Below are 23,194 nucleotides of genomic sequence, written 5' to 3'. Positions count from 1 at the left end.
CGACGGCCACGTTCTTCCGGCCGGCGGCCCACCGAACTCAGAGCCCGGTGACTCCGGCGCTCGCCGACAGCTCGTAGACCAGGGTGACCGTGCGGCGACTGCCGGGCGGGAGGACGAGATCCCAGCGGGCGATGCCCTCGGCGTCGACCACGTCGGGGGCCGGGGAGCACGAATCCTTGCGCAGGCGTATCTCCACCGCCGAGATCTCGGAGACCGGGATCCGCTCCCGGAGGGCGACCGACCGCTCTCCGCGCTCCCCGGGGGCGGAGAACCGGGACAGATGCAGCCGGACCGTACGGGTGACCACGGTGCGATGGGTGATACCGCGGGAGTCACGGGACTCCTCGGCATGTCGGACCACCCTGTAGTCGTCGCAGCTGCCGAAGGCGAGCTCGACAGGGGCGCCGGGGGCAGTGAAGTCCAGTGTGCCGCGGCCGCTGAACCCGCCGCCGCGGACCAGGTCCACGGGCCCGGCGAGCAGCGCGTGGCCGGACAGGTTGTCGCCCCGAACCACCTGGGTGACCAAGGGGGACAGGGCCGGTGCGCAGGCGTACTCACTGCGCGCGGCCGTCGTGAACGCCGAGAGCGGCACTCGGTGGGCGCGGCCGTCACCGGGCACCGAGACCGACACGGGGGATCTCAGCACCCGGGCCTCGCCGCCGTCGTCCACCCCCGGCAGGCCGAGCACCGGGGCCGGACCGAGGGTCCCGATCTCCTCCTCCCGCAGTTCGACGTCGACCGTGCGGCGCTCCGCCGCCGAGCGGTCCTTGAGCGTCAGCCGGTCCTCGACCAACCGTGGCGGATCGGTCGCCGGTGCCGAGCGGGCCGTCGACAATGTCAGCCGTACGTCCGACCAGTCCTCCCCGGTGCGCTGCCAGACCATCGCGTCGGTCTCCAGTGTCAGGGAGTCCCCGTCGAGCACGGCCCGGTACACGGGGCGCCACAGCGCACACGGGGTGAGGTGGCTCAGGCGCAGCTCGACGGGCCCGGCGACGGCGGACTTCACGGTCAACTCGACATGGCCGACCAGCTCGGCGGGCTCCTCCTCGGAGAGATCCATGGCCCGCCGGGCTTCCCCGAGTTCGACCGCGAGGGTGTCCAGCCGGGCCTCCACGGATCGGAGTCGTTCGCCGTGCGCGTCACGCTCGTTGTCCACCCGGTCCAGTTCGCGGGCCCAGCGGGGCCGTTCGCTCTCCCCGGAGCCGGCGCCCTCGCCGATCTCCCGCAGCACGTCGGCGGCGAGGCGACCGAGCAGGTCGAGGCGGGCATGCAGCCGGTCGCGTCGCTGCCCCAGGGCGATCCGTTCCTCCTCGAGGGTGTGCACACGGTGGCGCAGGGCGGAGTCGTCGTCGGCGGACGACAGCGGCCCGCGCGGTGTCCAGCTGCGGACGATCCGCACGTCGAGCACGGTCGCGAGGTGATCGGCGGTCAGCTCGGCATGCACGGTCCGGTCGACGGCCAGCGCACTGACCGGCCCGAGACGCAGCCGCTGGACGCCGGCCTCCAGGTCGAGCACGACGACGCGCTCGACCTGGGCGCGATCCTCGAGGCATGTGACGGCGGTGACGGGGAGGGCGATCGGCTTCGGGGCCGTGGGCATGGCGTGTGTCAGCTCCTGCGGTTGCCGCCGGCCAGGGCCCTGCCGGCCGGGATGCGGATCTCGTAGCCGCCGTCGAGCGCGGCAGTGGCGCCTGCGGGCAGCTCCAGTCGCCAGACGCGGGTGCCCGGCGCATGTCGATCGGGTCCCGCGCCTTCCTCGGGTGCCGTCCAGTCGGCCCGTTCCTCGATCCGGACGTCCGGTTCGGAGGTGACCGGCACCCGCTCGCGGACTTCCACGGTGACGGGCCCGGCGAGCCGGTTGGCCAGCTCCACGTGGACGCGGTGGTCGAGCACGGTGGTGTTGTTGCGCAGGCCCGAGGCGGACTCACGCAGGTGGGTGCGGCGGGTGACCCGGATGCCCTCGGCCGGCCCGAGCCCGACCCGGCTGACACCGCCGGGGGCGAGCGTGGGCAGTGCGGCGGTCAGCAGGAAGTCGTCGTCGACGGTGATCTCCACCGGGCCGGCCAGCAGTGCCTGGTCGGTGGCGTTGGAGAGGACCAGCGTCGCGTACACGGTCCGCTCCACGGACGGCACGCACAGATACTCGGTACGCAGGCCGACCGGGATCTCGCCGACCGTGACGGTGTGCCACGTGCCGTCCGACGGAATGTCGGCGCGGGCGGTGGCATCGAAGCGGTGGTCGAAGGAACCCGCCGACTCGCGGGGCCGCACGGCCTGTCCGGGCAACGGCAGCGCGGCCACCGCTTCGGCACGGCGGCGGTGCTCGGCCGCCACCGGATCGAAGGGAGAGCCGGGAAACAGCCGGCCTCTGCGACCGCCCTGCTCGTCGGGGCCGCACAGGACGAGAGCGGCATAGTCGAGTTCGGCGCCGCTCGGCTGCGGCGGACCGGTCATCGGTGCCGGAGGGGGTGGCGGCGCAGCGAGGCCGGCCCCCGCAGCCATGGAGGCAGGGGCAGCCGCGAAGGACCTGCCGTCCGTACGCGGCCTGTGGCCCGGTCGCGACCCGGCTGGTTGCGCGGGGACGGGCATCTTGCCACCGAAGGATTCCGGGGGAGCACCGGCCGGGCCGCCGGGCGCCGGGACCGCGGCCGGCGGCCCGCCGTAGCCCTGCGGTGCCGGCGGCGGTGGCGGAACGGGACCGGACGACGAGCCGCCCACGGAAGCCGCGCGCGCGGAGACTGCGACTGCCCCGACGGCCGCGGGTGCGGCGGTCGGGGCCGGGCGAGGACCTGCCGTGTCGTAGCCGGAGAACAGGTCGACGAGCCCGGCCGGGGGCTCGCGCCAGCCGGAAGGCGCGGGGGCGGGCTGACTGCGTCCGATCCGGACCGAGCGGAGCCTCGGCAGGTCGGTGCGGCGCCGGAGATCGGCGGTGGCCAGGGCGATGCGCACGCCCGTCCAGTCCTCGCCGGTCCGCTGGGCGACCGAGGCGCGCAGCACGAGACGGCCGCTGCCGTCGCCCTGACGGTGAGTGAGGCGGTAGGTCGGCACCCAGACGGCGCCCGGCACCCCGTACTCCAGCTCCAGTTCCACCTCCGCATCACCGGTGCCGTCGAGGGTCAGGACCGTGCTGACCGTGGTCTCCACATGCACTGACGGCGCGTCGGTGGAGGCGCGGGCGAGTCGGTCGGTGGCGACGGTGAGCTGGTGCTCGACGTCGCGCAGTGCCTTCTCCAGCTCGACGAGGCGCCGGTGCAGTCCCGTCAGCCGCTCGTCGACGAAGTCGGTGAGCTCCAGCCACGCGTCGACCGGAGTGCGGCGGTGCGGGTCCTCGCGCCTGCGGGGAGGTGGGACCGGGCGGAGAGCCCCGACCTCCTCGATCAGGTTCAGCTGCCGGTCCCGGCGTCCCTGCGCCGCCGCGTACTCGTCGCTCAGCCGCTCGACCTCGCGCCGCGCCTCGTCGGGCGTGCCGGTGCCGAGCGGCTCGGCCTCGACCTCCGTCCGGACCTCGGTGACGCGCACCCCCGGGGCGCCCAGGACACGGGCCCGCAGCGAGCCCGGGTCCAGCGAGCGGGGCAGTCCCGTCACCCGCACCCGGCCGTCGGGCGACGCGCTGCCCCGGGCCGTGCGTCGGCAGACCGCGCCCTGCGCGTACACCACGACCGAATCGAGGGTCGACCCCCACCTCTGCATGCGCTTCGCCCCCGTCGCGTCCACGTCGAGCGCAGCTTACGCCCGGGCGGTCCGCGTGTCCGCGTGGAATCGGAAGGATGGCGGCCGCTGCCCGCTGTCACGGTGTGCAGGCGGTTCGCGGGTTCTGTTCGGCAAAGCGCATGTCATGTACAGTTCATTAGCTGTGCAGTAAGAGCCCACCATCGTTCTACGCGCGCAGAGTTGGCACCCGCGCCGCCTCTTCCCCCACCCCCGCTCGGAGGTATGCAGGATGCTCGGACACCGAAAAGCCGGCGGACCGACCGCCGCACTCGCCGCCTTCGGACTGCTGGTCGCGGGAGCCGCCACCCAGGCGGACGCAGTGCCGGCCGCCGTCCCCTCCGCGCCGGCCTCCGCGGCGGCCGCCCCGTACCGTGTCCTGTTCGACAACGCCCATGCGGAGACGGCCGGAAACGCGGACTGGATCATCTCCACCAGCCAGCCCGACCCCCTGGGCCAGGACCCGACTCCGTCCGCCGAGACGGACTGGACCGGCGCGCTGTCCTCGTGGGGGGTCGCCCTCCAGCAGACCGGCGACTACAGCCTCAAGACGCTGCCCCCGGGAGCCGGTCTCGCCTACGGCGGGTCGACGGCGACCGATCTCTCGAACTTCGACACCCTGGTCCTCCCCGAACCCAACACGCTGTTCACCACGGCCGAGAAGACGGCCGTCATGAACTTCGTCAAGAACGGTGGCGGCCTGTTCATGATCTCCGATCACAGCGGAGCGGACCGCAACAACGACGGCGAGGACGCGGTCGAGATCCTCAACGACCTGATGTCCGACAACAGCGTCGACTCCACGGACCCGTTCGGCTTCTCGGTCGACACGTCGGACGTCGGCTCCGACCATCCGGCGGCCATCGACGACAGCACCGATCCCGTCCTGCACGGCTCCTTCGGCACCGTCGCCAAGAGCCTCATCGCCGACGGCACCACCGCGACGCTCAAGCCGGCCGACAACCCCGCGGTCAAGGGGTTGCTCTACCGCACCGGTCACTCCGGCAACACCGGCGCCTTCTTCGCGACCAGCACCTTCGGCAGCGGCCGCGTCGCCTTCTGGGGCGACAGCTCACCCGTCGACGACGGCACCGGCCAGGCGGGCAACACCCTCTACGACGGATGGCACGACTCCAGCGCCACCAACGCGGCTCTCGCCCTCAACGCCACCGCATGGCTCTCCGGTGCGACCGGCGACGGTGGGGGAGGCGGTGGGGGCACGGACCCCTGCACAACCGCCCAACTGCTGCGCAACAACGGCTTCGAGTCCGGTGCCACCTCCTGGAACGCCACCGACGGAGTCATCACCGACGCTACCGGTGAGTCCCCGCGCACCGGCTCGTACTACGCGTGGCTCGACGGAAACGGCACCGCCACCACCGACACGGTCTCCCAGTCCGTCACGATTCCCTCCGGCTGCTCCGCGACCCTCGGTTTCCACCTGCACATCGACACCGCGGAGACCGGCACCACCCCCTACGACACCCTCAAGGTCCAGGTTCTCGACGCCTCTTCCGGGACGGTCCTCGCCACGCTCGCCACCTACTCGAACCTGGACGCGGCCCCCGGATACACCTTGCGCACGTTCAACCTCGCCGGTTGTGCCGGGCGGACGGTCACGGTGAAGTTCACCGGGACCGAGGGAAGCAAGCTCCAGACATCGTTCGTCATCGATGACACGGCGGTCGACGTGAGCTGAACCGCGAACCCCCTCGGCGCCACGGGCGCGCTCGGGTGCCGGAGGGTTCTGCTGCAGGTTCCCCGTCCGGACGGGGACCGCCGTGACCGGCGACCGCCTCCGTCAGGGCGGAGCGGCCCGGCCCACCGACGAGGCGGGCCGGGCCGAGCTCGTCCGGGCTAATCGGCCAGCAACTGCGGAGGCACGAAACCCTCCTCGGCGAGCCGTTGCCACAGCCGGTCCGGGATCGGGAACCGGGATGCGGCGGCGTTCGCCGTCACCTCGGCAGCCGAACGGCAGCCGACCACGACCGACGTGACGGCGGGATGCAGATACGGGAACCGGATCGCGGCCGCGGCGAGCGGAACCCCGAACTCGGCGCAGATCTCGCGGCACCGCCGGGCGCGAGCCAGCGCCTCCGCCGGCACCGGCCGGTAGTTGAACATGGCGTCGTGCGACGGGTCGGCGAGCAGACCGGTGTTGAAGACCCCGCCCACGACCACGGCGGTGCCGGTCTTCGCACACAGTGGCAGCAGGGTCGTCAACGCCTCGTGGTCGAGCAGGGAGAACCGGCCGGCGACGAGGACGACGTCCACCTCGAACTCCGCCACGTACGCGGCGAGGCGCTCGCCATGGTTCATCCCGAACCCGATCGCCCGGACCAGCCCCTCGTCCTTGAGGCGGCGCACCGCCGGGTAGGCGGTACGCCGGATCTCGTCCGGGTAGTCGTCCGGGTCGTGCAGATAGAGGATGTCGACCGACTGCCGCCGCAGCCGCGCCAGACTCGACTCCAGTGACGCGCGGATCCCCCGCTCCGTCCAGTCGGTCACCACGGTGCCCGGCGAGCCGTCCGGCTCGGGCCGCAGCAGCCACCCCGTCTTCGTGGAGATCACCGGCTCGGCGATCCCCGCCGGGGCCAGCAGCCGACCGAGACGGTCCTCGGCCTGCCCGTGCCCGTAGCGCGGTGCGGTGTCGAAGTAGGTGATGCCGGCCGCGGCCGCGGCCTCCAGAGTCGCGGCCGCGTCCTGTTCCGACACCTCCTGGAACAACCCGCCCAGCGGGGCCGTGCCGATCCCGAGCCGGGGCAGGTCGAAGGACAGCCGGGAAGGCGCGCCGTGCGCCGACGCGCCGGTCATCGAGTCACCTCCCACGGGGACCGGTACGTCGGCCGGCCGGCGTGCAACGCCATCGTCAGCGTCAGCCGTACCCGCGTGGCTCCGGGCAGCTCCACCCGGAAGTACGGTCCATCGACATCCTGTGCCGGTCCGTCGTCGACGCGGACGGTGTGCACGAGGTGTTCCGCGAACGAACCCGCCTGCACGATCACCGAGCGATCGACGCCGCCGAGGTTGACCAGCTCCACCACGGTGTGGTCCGGCCGGATGTCGGACACGAGCGCCGCGACGTCCGGGGGCAGTCCGGGCCGTGGGTCGAGGGCGTCGTGGTAGCGCAGATGCAGCTGGGCCAGGCCGCCGTTGTAGAGCACCTGCGGCGATCCGGTGGTGAGTTGCAGCAGGGCCTCGGTGACCACGGGATTGAGATGCTGCCAGTGATGGATGTCCAGGGCATCGGGGCCCACGGCCGGATCCACCGGGTCGTTCCCGATGGCCTCCATCCGTGCGGCGCAGGAGGCCATGGCGCTGAGCAGCATCCGCTCGGGGAAGTCCGGATTGCGGCCCTGGAGGAACTCGTACCACGGCTCCTCGTGTCCGGCCTCGTCCTTGATGCGCTGGGTGTGCACCGCCGTCCAGTCCCAGTTCGATCCGGCCCGCAGCTGCTCGATGCGCTCCTGATCCACCGCCTCGCGGCTGAAGTGCCAGAGCGACAGGGGAAGTTGACCGGGCATGATCGTGAAGTCGAACCAGCCGGAATCGTTGTGCCGCTGGGGCACCATGAGCGTGCGCTCGTCGGTCATCGCCCGCAGATGCGGCTCCCAGCGCTCGCCCAGGGTCCCCATCTCGTCGGCGCTCCGGTGCTCGGCCCGGCGCAGCACCGCGTCCAGCGGGTTGCGGGCCAGGTCGAGGAAGGACCGGTCGCCGGTCAGCAGCGTCGCGTTGGACGCTCCGACGAGGGTGGCGCTCCCGACCGGAGAGAGCCCGTGCGGCCACGACCAGCCGTAGTGGCCGCCGTACCACCGGCCGTCCAGATACTCGCCCACCTCACCGTGCAGCCCGGCGTTGTCGGGCACGACGTCGTGCCCGGCGAGCCGCTCCCGCCACGCGCCGACGTACTCGGCCACCCAGTCCGCGTAGCGCCGGTCCCCGCCGAGCAGGTACGCGTTGGTGGCGAGCCCCGTCGCGGCCAGGTTCACGAGGGTGTCGCCGCGGCCCATCCGGTCCCACATCGCCCGGCCGTAGGCGCGAGCGCGCTCGGGGGAGGCGGCCAGCTCGTCGAAGGACGTGACGTCGTCGATCCCGTCGAGCGGCAGCCCGTAGGGGCGCAGGGCGAGACTCCACGGAAAGTACGTGTCGTGGTCGCTGAAGCCCCAGCGCGGGCCGGCGGAGCCGTTGTGCGGGGCACGGATCACGCGGTGCTCGGCGTCGTAGTTGGGACCGCCCGGCAGGTAGAAGTCGGCGAAGCGGCCGGCCAGTTCACGCAGTTGTGCGTCGCCGGGGTCGGCGAGGCACAGGCCGTAGAAGAGCAACAGCCCCTCGCCCTGGTGGAACCAGTCGTAGCCGCGCTCCAGGCCGCTCTCCAGCATGCCCATCTCCGTGAGCTGCTCGGAGACCCCGTGCCAGTGCCGTCGCGCCGCGGTCAGCAGATCCGCACTGCCGCCCAGCAGATAGAGCGTGGGCCAGTTGAAGAACGGCTCGTAGAAGTCGTCCACGCCGTCGCGGCCGTCGAGCCCCTCTCCCAGTGCACCGCGGAAGACGAGGCGGCCGTCGTGTTCGGTGTAGCGGTCGGCGAAGACGCGCCACGCCTTGTCCTGGACGGCGAACAGTTCCCGTTCGAGCGCGGCCCACCGGGGAACGTCGGTGACGCGGCGGGTCGCACGCACATGCGGCACGTGCGCGGCGTCGGCGGTGGTCGTCATCGGTGCGCCACTCCTGCTGCGGACGTGCCGCCGATTCGCCCGGTTATGAGCATCAAGAACACCCGGCCCCTCACAATCGCCCATCGATTACCGATGGCTAGACTCACCGGCGGGGGCTGACGTGTCAATACTCGGCAACGCCTCCGGGAAGGAAGCCGTCCGTGATCGACTGCCATGCCCATCTGTGGAACCCGGGGGAGGGATTCCCCTGGATCCGTCCGGATTCCGTGCACCACCGGTCGTTCTCGTCCGAGGATCTGGAGGACGCGGGCGCCGGCCTCGGTCTGACCGGAACCGTCCTGGTCGAGGCGTCCCGCGGCGACACCGGCGAGACGCTCGCCCTGCGTGACCTGCGTCTGCGCCGGCCTGATCTGGTCACCGGATACGTGGCCAACCTGCACGTCCACGGGGAAGCCGGCCCGGATCGCTTCCGGGGTCTCCTGGGCGGCCTGGGCGACACACGGCCCAACGGGATGCGTCTGGGCGGACCGGCCTGGGCCGACACGCCGGCGTCGGCCCGCGCGCTCGTCCCGGTGCTGGCCGAGGCGGGTGTGGCGCTCGAACTCAACCTCGGCACCGGCGCCGTGTCGGCCGCTGCGGACGTGGCCGTCCGGCATCCAGGGCTGACCGTGGTCGTCGACCATCTCGGCAACCCCCCGAACCTCAGGGCGGATCCGGGGGATTGGTACCGGGACGTCGAGCGTGCGGCCAGGACACCTGACGTGGTCGTGAAGATCTCCGGCCTGCTCACCCAGCAGCACGGCGTCCCGGCCGACCGGGTGGCGCGTCTGGTGCGGCACGTGGTCGACGCCTTCGGGCCCGACCGCTGCCTCATCGGCTCCGACTGGCCGATCTGCCTGCCCCGGGGCTCCCGGGCCGACTCGCTGGCGGTGGCGCGGCTCGGACTGGCCCATCTCCCCGCCGGTCAGCAGAAGCGTGTACTGCACACCACCGCCGAACGCGTGTACGGACTGTGTGGTTGACAGTGCTGAGAGTGCCCTGCTTCGATTCGGATCATCGATAGGCGATAAGCGGTCGCCTTCTTCCGGCCGAGCCGGCCCCGACCTCCGCGGAGACCCGAGATGGCTTTCTTCGACCTGCCCCAGGACGAGCTGGAGAGATATCGCCCCACCCTGGCCGAGCCGGCGGACTTCGACGAGTTCTGGCGCAAGACCCTCGCACAGCAGGGGGACTTCGAGCTCGCCGCGACGTTCGAGCCGGTGCACAACGGACTGGCCACGATCGACACCTTCGACGTGACCTTCGCGGGCTACGGTGGGCATCCGGTCCGCGGCTGGCTGCAACTGCCCGTCACCCGCACCGGGCCGCTGCCGGCCGTCGTGGAGTACCTGGGCTACGGAAGTGGTCGCGGCGCCCCGCACGAGAAGCGGCTGTGGGCGTGCGCGGGGTACGCGCACTTCATCATGGACACCCGGGGCCAGGGTGCCGAGACCCCCGATCCGGACCCCGCCTCCGGCGACATGGCGGCAGCCGGCTTCCTCACCCGCGGCGTCCTCGATCCGCAGCGCTACTACTACCGCCGCCTGTTCACCGACGCGGTGCGTGCCGTCGAGGCGGTCCGCACGCATCCGGCCGTCGATCCGGCGCGCGTCGTGGTCACCGGCACCAGCCAGGGCGGCGGGATCGCGCTGGCCGCGGCGGGGCTCGTCCCGGATCTCGTCGCCGTCATGCCGGATGTGCCGTTCCTGTGCCATTTCCCGCGCGCCACCACGATCACCGACCACCAGCCCTATGTCGAGGTCTCGCGGTTCGTGAAGCTGCACCGGGAGCACGCGGCCACGGTGGCGCGCACGATGTCCTACTTCGACGGTGTCACGCTGGCCCGCAGGGCGAACGCGCCGACCCTGTTCTCGGTCGGGCTGATGGATCACATCTGCCCGCCCTCGACCGTGTACGCCGCGTTCAACCACTACGGTTCGCAGCGCCGGGTCGACCAGGCGGACAAGCAGATCAGCGTGTATCCGTTCAACGATCACGAGGGTGGCGGACCCGCGCACGAGGTCGTCAAACTGGAATGGCTGGCGAAACAGCTGGGAACCGCGGGATGAGAATCCTTACGACCCATGGGACCGCGTCATGGGATCTCGCCATCGATAGACGATGAGCGCGTATCATGGCACAACCGGCTCTCCCCCCATCGCAGGATTGGGAATTCATGGCATCGAATGCGTCGGCTGGATTTGTCTCCACGCTGGCCACCAACAAGGACCGCTTCCGCAAAACCCTGATCTCCGACCAGGTGTACGAGTTGCTCCGCAAGGCCATTGTGGAGGGCGACCTCGCACCGAACGACCGGGTGGTCGAATCGGAAATCGCGCGGCGCCTCGGGGTGAGCCAGGCTCCTGTGCGTGAGGCGGTCAAGCAACTGGCCCGTGAGGGGCTGCTGATGCACGTCCCGCGCCGTGGCCACTTCGTGATCGAGATCTCCTCGCAGGACGCGGAGTACGCCCGCCAGGTGCGGGAGCCGCTGGAGCGGTTGGCGGCTCAACTCGCCACCGGGCGCATCACCGAGGAACACCTGAGTGAGCTCGACGCGCTCGTGGAGCAGATGCACGACGCAGTTGCCGCCAACGACGTCAGCCGGTTCCGCGACGTCGACATCGAGTTCCACACCCTGGTCGCGCAGATCGCCGGCAACCCGTTCCTGGCCCGGATGTGGGAGGTCATCGAGCCGAGTCTGCGTGCGCTGCGCGCCATTTCCGACCCCCTCTTCGAGGGCGACCGGCACGCGATGGCCGACGAGCACGGCCGCCTCGTGAGCCTGCTGCGTGCCGGCGACGCCGACGTGGCGGCCGCCGCGTTCGCCGACCATGCGGCCGGGCGCGGACCGGTGCCCGACGCACGTGCGACGAGGAAGCCGCGAAAGGCTTCCGCGGCCGGGAAGAACCACTAGGACCTCTCGTGTCGGGCGGGGCGCGTGTGCGTGGGCACACACCCCCGCCGCGTTCGGCGTCCCGGCCCGTTCAGCGTCTCCCCGGTGGGCCCGGGGCCGATGCCCGGCCGGCGAAGGCCGGTGGCCCGGGGGAGGAACGGGCGAGCGCGAAGGGCCCGAGCCGGACATCGGCTCGGGCCCCGCTTCTTGCCGATCGGTTGCTACCGGCGGGCGCCTGCCGTCCACTTCGGCGCACCGTACTGGTAGGCGCCGAGGCTCGGGGTCGCGTCGGTCGACCCGTCGTTGATGCCCGGCAGCGGTATCGCCTGGCTGCGCGCGGGGGAACCCTCGGACAGCCGGTAGTCGCGCTGCCCCGCGTCGACGAACAGCGGATCCGTCTCCGCGGGCAGGTTGTTCGACAGCACCAGTCCGCCGTCGGTGGCACCGGCCAGACCCCGGATGGCACCGATGTTGTTGTAGATCCTGGTACCGGTGGACTGACCCGGTTCCTTGACGTAGAACAACGTCATGCCGCCGGTGTTGTTGGACACGAGGTTGTCGTGCGATCCGGTGCCGAGGCCGTTCAGCATCACCGTCCCCTCAAGATTGTTCCAGCCCACGTTGTTCGCGATCACGAGGTTGCTCTGCCCGTTGTCCGCGTAGACACCGGCCACCGCGAACGGAGTGACGCCAGGGGTGGGTGTGCCGTCGTGCAACAGGTTGTGGTCGATCGACGACCCCATCATGTCGGCGCTGCAGCAGGTGTAGATCCCCGCGGTGTCGAGGCTCAGCCGGGCGTACTGGGAGATGTCGTTGTGGGCGATCCGGTCCGGCCCCGGTGCGAGGCCCTCGGTGGTGCCCCACTGCAGGTTGATCCCGCTGCGGCCGACCCGGTAGATGGTGTTGTGCATGACCGTCTGGCTGTTGCCCTGCACGGCGATGCCGGCAGCGTACGTGCCCAGGTAGTCGACATCGTGGATCACGTTGTCCGTGGCGGTGTTGTTCTGCCCGCGCAGCGCGATCCCGTTGCCGGCGCTCAGCGACAGATCGCTGTTGACGATCTTGTTGTGCGTTCCGTCGATCACGATGCCGGTGTCACCGACACCGCGGGTCACGGAGCTGCCGCAGTCGGTGGTGCCGCGGGTGATGTCGGTGTAGTGCGACAGGTACGTGCCGGTGATGCCGTCCAGGGTCACGTTCGTGCTGGACGGGCCGGTCCTGATCGTCGAGGCGAACAGGTCGATGCCCTCGACCGCGGTGTGGCTGGTGTTCGTCAGGTCGAACGCCAGCGGCCTGGTCCTCGCCTCGATCCGATGCAGAGCGGGATCGTCCGTGCTGTACACGTACAGCCGCTTCGCGTCCGGGTCGTAGAACCACTCGCCGGGGTTCGAGAGCTCCCCGATCTTGCCGGAGAGCGAGTAACGGGTGTCCTTCGGCACGACCTTGTGGACGCACGGAGGCGCCGCGTCCAGTTCCACCGATCCGACGCCGGAGCTCTTCACGGTGGTCGTGGCGGACACGTACCAGTAGCTCGTCAGCGCACGTGCCCCCTTCCAGTAGCCCGCCGGGCGGGTCAGATCCGCGTCGGCGATCGTGGCGTCCGCACTGCCCGCACCGGCGTACTGGAGCTCCGGGTCGAGCAGGTCGAGGCCGGGGTAGGGCCACTGGGCCTCGATGCCCATCTTCTTGTCCGTGAAGACCTGCACGGTGGTCACGTCGGATCCGAGGTCGACGTTCGTGCTGTAGACCCGGCCCGCCGCCACGGCCTCGCTGAACGCCGAGTTCGGTGCGTAGGGGTCGGTCTTGCCGATCTCGGCGACGTCGTCGCCGGTGACCGGCGACCATCCCTGGACCCGCGTGGCGCCGCTCAGCGTCACCTTCGCGCCCTTGGCGGCGCGGTAGGTGATCGGCTTCTCCGCCGTGCCCGAACGGGCTGGCACGACCGTCTCCTCGTACGTGCCGGACGCGATCACGCAGGTGTCTCCGGGAGCCGCCGTGTCGGCGCACTCCTGGATGTTCCGGAACGGCGTCAGCAGCGTGCGGCCACCGGCCGTGTCCCGTCCCCACGGTGCGACGTAATAGGTACGGCCGTCCTTGGCTCCGGCCGGATGGGGATGGGCGCCGGCCGGGACGGCGGACGCCACGACGCACAGGGACGCCAGCACGGCGGCGGCTGCAGGCCACAGCCCCCGGTGGGGCCGTGACAACCGTTGTGTCAGCACTCCAATGTCCTCTCTCCTCTGATGGATGGATGGATGGATGGGAACGGGGTCGCCCGGGTCAGCCCTTCACCGCACCGACCGTGAGGCCGCTGATGATGTGACGCTGCATGTAGATGAAGAAGATGATCACGGGAGCGATCGCGAGCAGAAGGTTGGGGAACACCTTCGTCAGGTCCGTCGAGTACTGGCTGATCCCGGCGTAGATCGCCGTCGTCACCGTGTAGTGCCCCGAGGACGGGCTGAGCAGGATCTGCGGGCTGATGAAGTCGTTCCAGATCCCGATCGAGTTGAGAATCAGCACCGTGACGACCGCCGGGCGCATCAGCGGGAAGATGATCGTCCAGAAGGTCCGGTACCTGCCCGCGCCGTCGATCGTCGCCGCGTGGTCGATGTCCACCGGGATGGTGCGGATGAAGCCGACGAACAGGAAGATGCTCACGGGGAGGGTCGACGCCACGTCGTGCGCGACCAGACCGGTCACGGTGTTCGCGAGCCCGATCTCGCGGAGCACGTAGATCACCGGGATGATCACGGCCGCGCCGGGGATGAAGGTGCCGGCCAGGAAGTACAGCAGCACCAGTTGTGTGCGCCGTTTGAGACTGCGCGCGATCGCGTAGGCCGCCGGTCCCGCGAGCACGATGCACAGCACGTCCACGATCACGACGAGGAACAGTGTGAACCCGTAGCCGCCTATGACGTTGTACTGGGGGCTGTCGACGGCGGCGGACAGATGCTCCAGCGTCAGACCGCCCAGCGGCAGCGAGAACGGGTTGTCGAGGATGTCGTCCTGCGACTTGAACGCGTTCACCAGGAGCAGGTAGACCGGCACGATCATGATCACGAACAGCAGGGAGAGCATCACCCAGCGCACGACCGAGCGTGACTCCCGCTCTGCCTCGCCGCGGGGAGCGTCGTCGGGATCCGGCAGCCGCTTGTGCTTGTCGCGGATCTCCGCCTCTAGTACCACCACCACCGGCTCCTAACCTGTCGCAGCTTGATCTTGTCGGTTGCGCAGCGCCGTCACGAGCAGTGCCAGCGCGGCGGACACGACCATCAGGAACACTGCCTGCGCCGTCGCGTAGCCGACCTTGGTGCCCTCGAAGGACCGGGCGAGAATGAGGTAGGTGAACGTCTGCGTCGATCCGGCGGGTCCACCGCCGGTGAGGCTCACCACGATGTCGTAGGCACGGATCAGGCCCACCAGGTTCAGCACGGTGGCCACGGTCACCACGGGCGCGATCATCGGGATCACCACGCGCAGGTTCGTCTGGCGCTTGGTGGCACCGTCGATCGCCGCAGCCTCCAGCAGTTCGGCCGGCACCGTCTGCAGGGCGGCCACGAACAGTACGACGTTGAACCCGAACCCGGCCCACACGATCACGCCGATCAGCGTGATCAGTGCGAACTGCTCGTCGAAGAGGAACCCGATCGGTTCGACACCGAACTTGGCCAGTGTGTTGTTGATGGCGCCGTTGGTGCCGAGGATCGCAGCCCACAGGTACCCGAGGATCAGCGCGCTGATCACGTGCGGGAAGTAGGCCACCGCGCGGAAGAACGAGTTGGACCGCGACCTACCCTTGAGGACCAGTGCGTAGACCAGTCCCAGACCGACCATGAGCAGGGTGCCCGCGCCGGCGATGAGGGCGGTCACGTACCAGGAATCGGTCGAGCTGGGGTCGTCGAACAGGTGCCGGTAGTTGTCGAGGCCGATGAACTCGGCCGTGGAGAACCCGTCCCAGTTCGTCAGACTGAGATACACCGCGACGCCCACGGGCACGACGGTCATCACCGTGTAGAGCAACACGGCAGGTCCCATCAGGCCCAGGGAGACGGCTGCCTCCCGGAACCGCGCGCGTCGGCGGTCCAGGTCACGCCCCGCCCGGGCGGGGGCGGTGCCGGACCGCCCCCGCCGTGTCAGCTCTGCGAGTTCCACCACTTGTCCAATCCGGCCGCGGCGTTCTTCGCGGACGCGCCCGTGTACAAGGACTGGATCTGCTTGTTGAGCTCGTCGCTGAAGCCGGAGATCGGCTGGCTGGAACCGGACTTGACGATCACCGAGGGAGCCTTGTCCAGGACCTTCTGCACCTCGGTGCCGAGGCTGGACATCGGGTAGCTGAAGCCGCCCCGCAGATTGCCGTCGGCGGCGAGCTGGCTCTTGATGGCCTCCCGGTCGGTGACCAGCCACTTGACGAACTCGGTCGCCTCGGCCTTGTGCCGCGACTTGTTGACCACGACGTACGGGTTGGAGATGTTGCCGAACTGGCCGGAGGGGTACGCGCCGTCGGTCGGCATGCTGAACACGCCGATCTCGTCGCTCTTCTTCGCGGCGTCCGCGGCGGGCACGAAGTACGAGCCCATGATGTACATCGCGGACTTGCCGTTGAGGAACGCCGTCTGGCCGTCCGCGTAGGTCAGGCCCAGGGCGCTCTTCTCCAGGTAGCCCGAGTCGATCCAGCTCTTGTAGTGCTTCAGGTAGGGCACGTAGCCGCTGTCGGCGAAGGAGCCCTTGCCCTGGTTGCGCTTGACCGTCCACTGCGGGTCCTCGGTGAGGACTCCGGCATCGGCCATCATCGAGAACTGCGCGCCCGTCACCCACTGACCGGCCGTCTGCAGCGGCTTGTAGCCGGCTGACTTCAGCTTGCCCATCGCGCTGGTGAACTGATCCATGGTCCGGATCTTCGTCGCGTCGACGCCGGCCTTGGTGAAGGCGGCCTTGTTGTAGAAGACGAGGGACTGGATCTGCTCGCCCACGCCGACCATGTACCGCTTGCCGTCGATGGCGTACTGGTCGACCAGCGGGGTGTCGTTCGTCCAGGGCTGGTCCGACAGGTCGGTGAACAGGGAGGCGTTCTCCGCGGTCAGCGAGATCTGCTGTGCGATGTCGGGCGGGTCGCCCGCGGCCAGGTCCTGGGTCAGTTTCGCGTTCGCCGAGATCGTGCCCGTCAGCTCCAGCTTCACCTTCACATCGGGGTGGTTCTTTTCGTACCGGGCGAAGAGCCCGGACCAGTACTTCTCGGTCAGGTTGGGTGTGATGTTGACGATGACGCGGAGGGTCTTCTTTCCCGCGGCATCTTCGGAGTCGTTGCCACCGCAGGCGGCGGCCGACGCCATCACCAGCGGAGCCACTGCGAGTGCGCAGGCGCGGCGCCACACTTTTCTCATTCGGGACACGCTCCATTGCTTAGTCAATGAATAATCGATTGTCGAGATCGAAGCACAGGCGTTTCGGCGAGGTCAACAAGTAAAAGAAAGCGGAGACCCCGCACGGCGGGGGCGCGGAAATCGGCATATCGCACCGTTTGACGAAACCGCAGATCAAGTGCTGGTTCGTCGGAAATTGTGATTCCCGATATGACGTCCACGCATTTCCGACATCAAAGATGTCGAAGGTGATTTCCATGCCTGGAGCTCTGGTGATACCAGGCATGTGTGCCCCGCCTCGTTCCGGGACGGGGTCGTCCGTTCCCGCCGATCGTCTGCGATCGCCTGCTCGGGCGACGCGGCGAGAACGTCTTATGGGTTTTCGGTGGTTCTTTCCGGGTCAGGAATTCGGCCCTGCCCGTTTTCGGTGAAGATGCCGGCCTCCGCGGACCGGGGGTCGCGCGGCGCCGGACGGGCGTGAGTGCGATCGGCGGCGAAGCGTCGGTCGCACCGTGGTCCCTCGTGAGCGGCACGCGGCGGGGGGCCGCGTCGGTGCGGGCCGCCGCTCTCGCGGCGGCGTGTCCGGTGGCGCGGCGACAGCCCGCCACCCCCGAAGGAGTCGCATCGGTCATCACCCCCATCGCTATCGTCTATCGATTACTGATGCTATGTGGGTCACCCCGAATGTTTCAAGAGTGCTGCGGCAACCCTCTCTTCACTGTTTCGTTGCCACCGCACGGCGACCCGGCCCTCGGCGGCGGGCTGTCGGACCGTCAGCGTCAGCCGACTGAGGTGGTCGCCCCAACTCCGTCTCAGCTGCGCATCGTTCAGGACCCGGCGTTCGACCGAGGCGACGGCGACATGCGGATCCCAGAGCATCCGCAGCCCTTCGCCCCCGGCGCCCGTGACGGTGGCCCACCCCTCGCCGCACTCCACCTCACCGGCCAGGACGTGGTGCAGCCTCAACGGTTCGGCACCCCCCTGCCACCGGTCCTCGACGACCGCATGAGCCGGCTCGCCGCCGTCGGCGCGTACCAGGCGCAGTGTCCGGTCCCAGCGGGTGAGCAGGCCGTGCGGGTAGGCACCGCTCAGGTCGGCGTGCAACGCGCTGACGTGTGCGTCGAGTCGGACGGACACGTCGTGGGCCGCGTGGTCCGCGCCGGTTCGCTGCCCGCAGCCGGGCTCGGGCACGTTGTGCCAGGCGCTCTGGAACGGCCAGGCCGCATAGCGGTCCGGTCCGAACGTCGCGGCGGTGTATGTGGGCCGGCCGACGTCCACGACCAGCGGCCGGCCGTCCGCGACCACCCAGTACGAACCGACGTCGAGATGGTTGTGGTGTTCACCGTTGTGGCCTGCCTTCATCGCCACCGCCAGCCCGGACGTACGCGCCGCCGATTCCCGCGCCACCAGGATCTGCAGCCGCGGAAGCCAGCACTCGCGGGCCAGCCAGGGAGCGCTGTCCACCGGAGGGGCCTCGCCGACGGCCCGGCACCACCGCCGGTCCGCCAGCGCCAGCAGCGCGCGCCCGAGGCCGGCCCGTGGCGGCGCGGCGCATCCCGACTCCCGCGCGCCCGCCACCGCGTATGCGGACGTCTCGGGTTGCCCGAGCCGTTCACCCCACCGGAACGGCACCTGCCAGGGCTGCTCGCCGGACAACCGCGCGGGCGCATCGCCGACGTTGACGTAGTGGTCCGCGCCGAGATGCATGCGCTGCGGGTAGCGCAGCAGTTCCGGCAGCAACGGAAGATCCCGGGTGTCGAGATCCGCGCCGCCGACGTCGGCGAGCAGATCCAGCACCTCCAGCAGGCGGCACGCGCCCACCCACCAGTAGGCGATCCCCTCGTCGATCCCGCCGTCGTCGGGCAGTGTGACCAGGTAGTGGTCCAGGCCTTGGACGACCAGCCGGACCAGGCGGGCGCGCCGGCCGTCGTCGTCGCAGACCAGCAGCGCGGCGGCGAGCACGGCGCTGTGGATCCAAGGGTTCCAGTTGTTCGCGGTACCGTCGGCGCCGATCCAGTGCCAGTCCCGTTTCCGTTCGAACGGGGTGAGCACCCGCCGGTCCACCTCGCGCCGCAGGCGACGGCGCAGTCCCGGCATGCGTCGGTCCAGGTGGGGCCCCAGCACGTGGTCCGCCCAGGCGAAGAGCGCCGTGACCTCGGCCGCTCCGAGATCGAGGAACGGGTCGTCCGGATCGGGCACCACCTCTTCGCGTGCGGCCGCGTTGCGCTCGTGCGGAGCCCAGCACCAGGTACTCGCCTCGGCGAACGCGACCAGCCCGTCGACCGCGCCGTCGAGATGCGGGCAGTCCCCGGGCGCCGCGGACGGGGCCGCCACCTCGCCGGTGAGGACGGCGGCCAGCACCAGCAGGCCCACCCGTTCCTGCAGTGCCCAGGCCTGATCCTCGTACGCGCTGCGACTGCCGTCACGGAAGGCACGGGCCCAGGCGGAGGCGAGCAGACGCGGGGCAGGGCGGGCCAGTTCCTCCGCGGCGGCGGACAGTATCCCGTCGCGCACCGCGGCGGGCACCGCGTCCCAGGCGGAACGGCAGGTGACATCGGGGACACCGGTCCACCGCGCGGGATCGGCCAGCAGCTTCTCAAGTCTTCCGCCGTCGCGCGGATCCAGCAGCGGAGCCAGCCGCTCCTGCAGGGGGCCGGTCATGGGATCACTCATCACCGAGCAGTTCGAGCTCGATCACCGGAAGCAGTACACCGGGCCGGGCGATCGGCAGGGTCAGCGTGAGCGTGCCCGCCGCCTGGCCGGGCGGGGTCAGATTGTTGTGTTCGTGTTGCGTGCCGTCCAACTGCTGGAACCGGATCTCCGAACCGTCGTGCAACAGTTGGGCGTAGCGCACCCGCCCGGCGAGACCGGCCAGGTGGATCTGCTTGAGCGGCCACGCGAGCAGATGCAGATACAACCGGCGTCCGGCCTGGGTGTAGAGGGCGTTCGCGGGTGCCTCGAAGGTGCTCGGTCCGGCACCACGCACGGCCCGCTCGTGCAGGGCCGTCCAGTCGGCGATGGCCGCCAGCGTGTCCCGGGCCCGCGGATCCAGTGCGCCGCGGCCGGTGGGTCCGACGTTGAGGAGCATGTTGCCCCCGCACGCGACGGACTGCACCAGCATCCTGACCAGCATCGCGGGGTCCTTGTACTCGTGGTTGTCCCGGTCGTAGCCCCACGAGCCGTTGAGCGTGTGGCAGGCCTCCCACATCACCGGGGCGCCGTCCCGCTCCAACGGCCGGTCGGGCTGGTACTGCTCGGGTGTCACGTAGTCACCCGGGATCCCGAGCCGGTCGTTGACGAGAATGTCCGGCTGCAACTCGCGGACCGTGGCCATCAGCTCCTGTGCGCCCCACTCGGCCGGTCCCTTGTCGGGATAGGTGAAGTCGAAGAAGAGCAGGTCGATCGGCCCGTAGCCGGTGAGCAATTCGCTTACCTGGCCGCGGAGGTACGTGCGGTAGCGCTCCATGTCCCGCGGCTCCTGCTCGGCCGGCGTCCCGCGCAGCGGGTGATAGCGGTCGACCGTGAAGTCCGGGTGGTGCCAGTCGAGCAGGGAGTAGTAGAGGCCGACGTGCAGGCCCTCGGCGCGCATCGCCTCGGCGAACTCGGCCACCAGGTCCCGGCCCGTCGCGCGTACCGAGGTGTAGCCGGTGAGCGACGAGTCGAAGAGGCAGAAGCCGTCGTGGTGCTTGGCGGTCAGCACGGCGTAGCGCATGCCGGCCTCCCGGGCCGCCCGCGCCAGCTTCCGCGCGTCGAACAGGTCCGGGTCGAACCGTTCCAGGTAACGGTCGTAATCCTCCTGCGACATGGCCTCCCGGCTGCGCACCCACTCGTGCCTGGCCGCGAGGCTGTACAGGCCGAAGTGGACGAACAATCCGAAGCGCGCGGCCTCGAACCACCCGATGGATGCTGTGGGCACTGAACTCTCCTGTCGCGGTTGACAGTCCTTATCGATCGGCTGTTATCTACCATCGATAGGCGATGATGTCACTGGTGGTGCGTGCGACGGAGCGCGCGGAGAGGCATGTGAATGAACCCGAATGGGGATCAAGGAGCGCCGTCGACGGGGGAGGCGCGGACCTACGACTCGATGCGGGCGCCGGTCCACACCGCGTCCTTCAAGCGCCCGACCGCGCGCATGGTGGAGGCCCTCACGGACGTGAGCGCGGCGACGGCCTGCGCGAAGCTGCATCAGATGGGCATCACGCGGACCTTCATCGACGGTCCCGTGCCGTTGCACCGCGAGCCGGACGTCAAGATCACCGGCGGCGCCGTGACCCTGCAGTTCCTCCCGCAGCGCGAGGACGTCTTCTCCGGCGCCGACCAGGAGGACGCCGAGCGCAAGACGGCGCTGTGGGGCGTCCTGGAGTCCGTGCAGCCCGGTGACGTGCTGGTGGTATCGGCGTACGCGAGCCACTTCACGGGCTGTCTCGGCGACATGCTGGTGCGCTATTTCAAACTGCGCGGCGGTGCCGGCATCGTGGTGGACGGGCGGGTGCGGGACGCGGCACGGATCCGCGCGCTCGGTGTGCCCGTCTGGTGCACCGGCGTGACCCCGCACTACGCCTCGCAGACGGAGCTGTTCCCGTCGGCGTTCAACGTGCCGGTGGGTGTCGGCGGCGCGTTGGTGACGCCAGGGGACCTCATCGTCGCCGACGAGGACGGGGCCGTCGTCGTGCCGCAGGAGAAGGCCGTCCCCCTGGCCGAGGACTCGCTGCTGCACCAGGACCGCGAGGCGTTCGCGCGTCGGCGCCTCGACGAGGGCGGGCGGCTGTCCGACTACTACCCGCTCACCGGGGCGGGTCTCTCCGAGTACCTGGCAAGCCGCACCGCCGACGGCAGCGTGTAGCCGACGGGCCGGCGGCCACCCGCGGCGCCGTCCCGCCGGGCCGGCGTGACACCCGGCACCGGCACTGCCCGTAGGGGCGGACCCGTACGCGCATCCAGCGGGTCCGTGCCCGCACGCTCAACCGTGTGCCGTCCCCGCCCCGGGCGGCACACGGGCGGCCCCGACTCAGCGCACCGACGCGGCCGGCGGGCGTTCGCGCAGCGCGCCGTAGGCGAGGAAGTACGCCGGCACGCGGTTCAGCCACCGCGAGCGCGTGACGAGCTCGCTCAGCCGCCGGGCGCGCTTCGCGTCGCCGAACGCCGGTCGGCCCGAGAGCACCGGGGCGACGACGTTCCGGTGGGCGAAGCACTGCAGGGCCTGCGTCGCGACGGTGGTCGGCAGGCGGCGGCGCTGGATGCGGCGTACGGTCCGCAGGCCGACCGCGCCCCCGCGCAACGGTTCGACGAGATGGCGGGCGGCGGCCACGGCGTCCTCGACGGCCAGGTTGATACCGATGCCGAAGACCGGTGACATCGCGTGTGCCGCGTCGCCGATGCACAGCAGTCCCGGACGGTGCCAGCGGCGGAGGCGGTCGAGCCGTACGTCGAGCAGCTTCACGTCGTCCCACGACCCCAGTGTGTGCACCCGGTCCGCGAGCCAGGGGACGGCGGCCGTGAACTCGTCCATGAACCGGCCGAGGCCGGCGGCGCGGCGACGGCCGTCGGTTCCCTTGGGGATCAGCGCGGCGCACTGCCAGTAGTCCCCACGGTCGATCAGGGCGCTGACGAACCGGTCTCCCACGCCTCCCACGAGCCCGTGCGGGTCGTTCTCCCGCCGCGGCAGCCGGAACCACCAGGCATCCATCGGGCAGGCGAACTCCCGCAGCCCCAGCTCGGGCAACGATCTGGCCAGCGAGTCGCGCCCGTCGCAGGCCACGGTGAGGGTGGCGTGCAGCTCGCCCGTACGGCCGTCGGACGTGCGGTACCGGACCCCCGTGACCCGCCCCCGAGCTCTCGGCTCCGCTCGACCGGCAGGAACCTCGCCGTGCTCCGTCAGGAAGGCGGTCGCCTCGGTGTTCATCCGCAGGGAGAAGGACGGCTCACGCCCGGCCTCGTCCACGAGGAGGTCGAGCAGGTCCCACTGGGGCACCATCGCAATGTAGTTGTACTTGCCCCGCAGTGCGCCGATGTCTCCGACGGTGACCAGCGAACGGTCCGGGCCGAGCGGCAGCTGGACCGTCTGCACGCGCCGTTGCGGCAGCCGGCCGAACCGCTCGGCCAGTCCCAGGTCCTCCAGCAGCGCCAGGGTGGACGGGTGCACGGTGTCCCCGCGGAAGTCGCGCAGGAAGTCGCCGTGCTTCTCCAGGACCGTGACGGCCACTCCCGCCCGTGCCAGCAACAGTGCGAGGACCATGCCTGCGGGGCCACCGCCCACCACACAACAGGTGGTCCGCTCCATGGCAAACGCTCCTCCCGGTGACATCACCCGGCCGGTGACGGGGCGATCGGCTCCGAATCCTTCGTCGTCAGGGCCGCCTGCCGGAAACCGCAGCCACTGTCTTTGACAGTACTGTCCGTCCACCGACGACGTCGGACGACGACACCGGGTCGGCAGCCCGGCAGCCCGGCAGCCCGGCAGCCCGGCAGCCCGGGGACACCGCGTGCGGTGCGCCGCGGGGTGCGAGCCGACCAGT

At 70.4% G+C, this 23,194-nt stretch carries 16 protein-coding genes; 5 read left to right on the top strand and 11 right to left on the bottom strand.

What is annotated here, in order from left to right:
- Positions 1-37: 37 nt before the first annotated feature.
- Positions 38-1,600: a DUF4139 domain-containing protein gene (locus ACIRP2_RS29680; protein WP_404255563.1), complete on the bottom strand. Its 1,563-nt coding sequence runs from the start codon at positions 1,598-1,600 to the stop codon at positions 38-40.
- Positions 1,601-1,608: 8 nt separating this feature from the next.
- Positions 1,609-3,690 carry a DUF4139 domain-containing protein gene (locus ACIRP2_RS29675; RefSeq protein ID WP_404255705.1) on the bottom strand — a complete coding sequence of 694 codons (2,082 nt, stop codon included), beginning with the start codon at positions 3,688-3,690 and terminating at the stop codon, positions 1,609-1,611.
- A 250-nt stretch (positions 3,691-3,940) separates the two neighbouring features.
- On the opposite strand from ACIRP2_RS29675, the gene ACIRP2_RS29670 reads away from it, so the two are divergent.
- On the top strand, positions 3,941-5,407 hold the full coding sequence (locus ACIRP2_RS29670) for a hydrolase (RefSeq protein ID WP_404255561.1): 1,467 nt from the start codon (positions 3,941-3,943) through the stop codon (positions 5,405-5,407).
- Positions 5,408-5,565: 158 nt separating this feature from the next.
- On the opposite strand, the gene ACIRP2_RS29665 is transcribed toward ACIRP2_RS29670, so the two are convergent.
- Both ACIRP2_RS29665 and ACIRP2_RS29660 read right to left on the bottom strand, forming a co-directional pair.
- On the bottom strand, positions 5,566-6,522 hold the full coding sequence (locus ACIRP2_RS29665) for an aldo/keto reductase (protein ID WP_404255559.1): 957 nt from the start codon (positions 6,520-6,522) through the stop codon (positions 5,566-5,568).
- Positions 6,519-8,420: a hypothetical protein gene (locus tag ACIRP2_RS29660; RefSeq protein WP_404255557.1), complete on the bottom strand. Its 1,902-nt coding sequence runs from the start codon at positions 8,418-8,420 to the stop codon at positions 6,519-6,521. The genes ACIRP2_RS29665 and ACIRP2_RS29660 overlap by 4 nt, the downstream gene beginning before the upstream one ends.
- Positions 8,421-8,581: 161 nt before the next feature.
- Between ACIRP2_RS29660 and ACIRP2_RS29655 the strand changes: the two genes are divergently transcribed.
- The 3 genes from ACIRP2_RS29655 to ACIRP2_RS29645 all read left to right on the top strand — a co-directional run bounded on the left by ACIRP2_RS29655 (position 8,582) and on the right by ACIRP2_RS29645 (position 11,334).
- Positions 8,582-9,403 (top strand): amidohydrolase family protein, encoded by an 822-nt coding sequence (locus ACIRP2_RS29655; RefSeq protein ID WP_404255555.1) that lies wholly within the window; start codon positions 8,582-8,584, stop codon positions 9,401-9,403.
- 99 nt (positions 9,404-9,502) lie between these two features.
- Entirely contained in the window at positions 9,503-10,489 is a 987-nt protein-coding gene (locus ACIRP2_RS29650; protein WP_404255553.1) for an acetylxylan esterase, read from the top strand.
- A 107-nt stretch (positions 10,490-10,596) separates the two neighbouring features.
- Positions 10,597-11,334, top strand: a complete 738-nt coding sequence (locus tag ACIRP2_RS29645) for a GntR family transcriptional regulator (RefSeq protein ID WP_404255551.1) — start codon at positions 10,597-10,599, stop codon at positions 11,332-11,334.
- Positions 11,335-11,534: 200 nt separating this feature from the next.
- On the opposite strand, the gene ACIRP2_RS29640 is transcribed toward ACIRP2_RS29645, so the two are convergent.
- From ACIRP2_RS29640 to ACIRP2_RS29615, 6 genes are all read right to left on the bottom strand, one after another.
- Positions 11,535-13,457 (bottom strand): right-handed parallel beta-helix repeat-containing protein, encoded by a 1,923-nt coding sequence (locus ACIRP2_RS29640; protein WP_404255549.1) that lies wholly within the window; start codon positions 13,455-13,457, stop codon positions 11,535-11,537.
- Positions 13,458-13,593: 136 nt separating this feature from the next.
- Entirely contained in the window at positions 13,594-14,505 is a 912-nt protein-coding gene (locus tag ACIRP2_RS29635) for a carbohydrate ABC transporter permease (protein WP_404255547.1), read from the bottom strand.
- A 9-nt stretch (positions 14,506-14,514) separates the two neighbouring features.
- The gene (locus ACIRP2_RS29630) at positions 14,515-15,471 is read right to left on the bottom strand and encodes a carbohydrate ABC transporter permease (RefSeq protein ID WP_404255545.1); all 957 of its coding nucleotides are present in this window, start codon (positions 15,469-15,471) and stop codon (positions 14,515-14,517) included.
- A complete protein-coding gene (locus tag ACIRP2_RS29625; protein ID WP_404255543.1) occupies positions 15,450-16,697 on the bottom strand; it encodes an ABC transporter substrate-binding protein in 1,248 nt (415 codons plus the stop codon). The genes ACIRP2_RS29630 and ACIRP2_RS29625 overlap by 22 nt, the downstream gene beginning before the upstream one ends.
- 654 nt (positions 16,698-17,351) lie before the next feature.
- On the bottom strand, positions 17,352-19,337 hold the full coding sequence (locus ACIRP2_RS29620; RefSeq protein ID WP_404255541.1) for a heparinase: 1,986 nt from the start codon (positions 19,335-19,337) through the stop codon (positions 17,352-17,354).
- A 4-nt stretch (positions 19,338-19,341) separates the two neighbouring features.
- Positions 19,342-20,628, bottom strand: coding sequence for an alpha-L-fucosidase (locus ACIRP2_RS29615; RefSeq protein ID WP_404255703.1), 1,287 nt, complete (start codon positions 20,626-20,628; stop codon positions 19,342-19,344).
- A gap of 75 nt (positions 20,629-20,703) precedes the next feature.
- Here ACIRP2_RS29615 and ACIRP2_RS29610 point away from each other — a divergent pair, with 75 nt between their 5' ends.
- Positions 20,704-21,522, top strand: coding sequence for a ribonuclease activity regulator RraA (locus ACIRP2_RS29610; protein ID WP_404255539.1), 819 nt, complete (start codon positions 20,704-20,706; stop codon positions 21,520-21,522).
- Positions 21,523-21,687: 165 nt separating this feature from the next.
- Here the strand turns inward: ACIRP2_RS29610 and ACIRP2_RS29605 are convergent, their stop codons facing one another.
- Complete coding sequence (locus ACIRP2_RS29605; RefSeq protein ID WP_404255537.1) at positions 21,688-22,959, bottom strand: FAD-dependent oxidoreductase; 1,272 nt, start codon at positions 22,957-22,959, stop codon at positions 21,688-21,690.
- Between the last annotated feature and the right edge of the window lie 235 nt (positions 22,960-23,194).

The sequence above is a fragment of the Streptomyces sp. NPDC101194 genome (assembly GCF_044767885.1).
In the GTDB taxonomy this organism is placed as follows: Bacteria; Actinomycetota; Actinomycetes; order Streptomycetales; family Streptomycetaceae; genus Streptomyces.
This window is presented reverse-complemented; position numbering and strand designations above follow the sequence as displayed.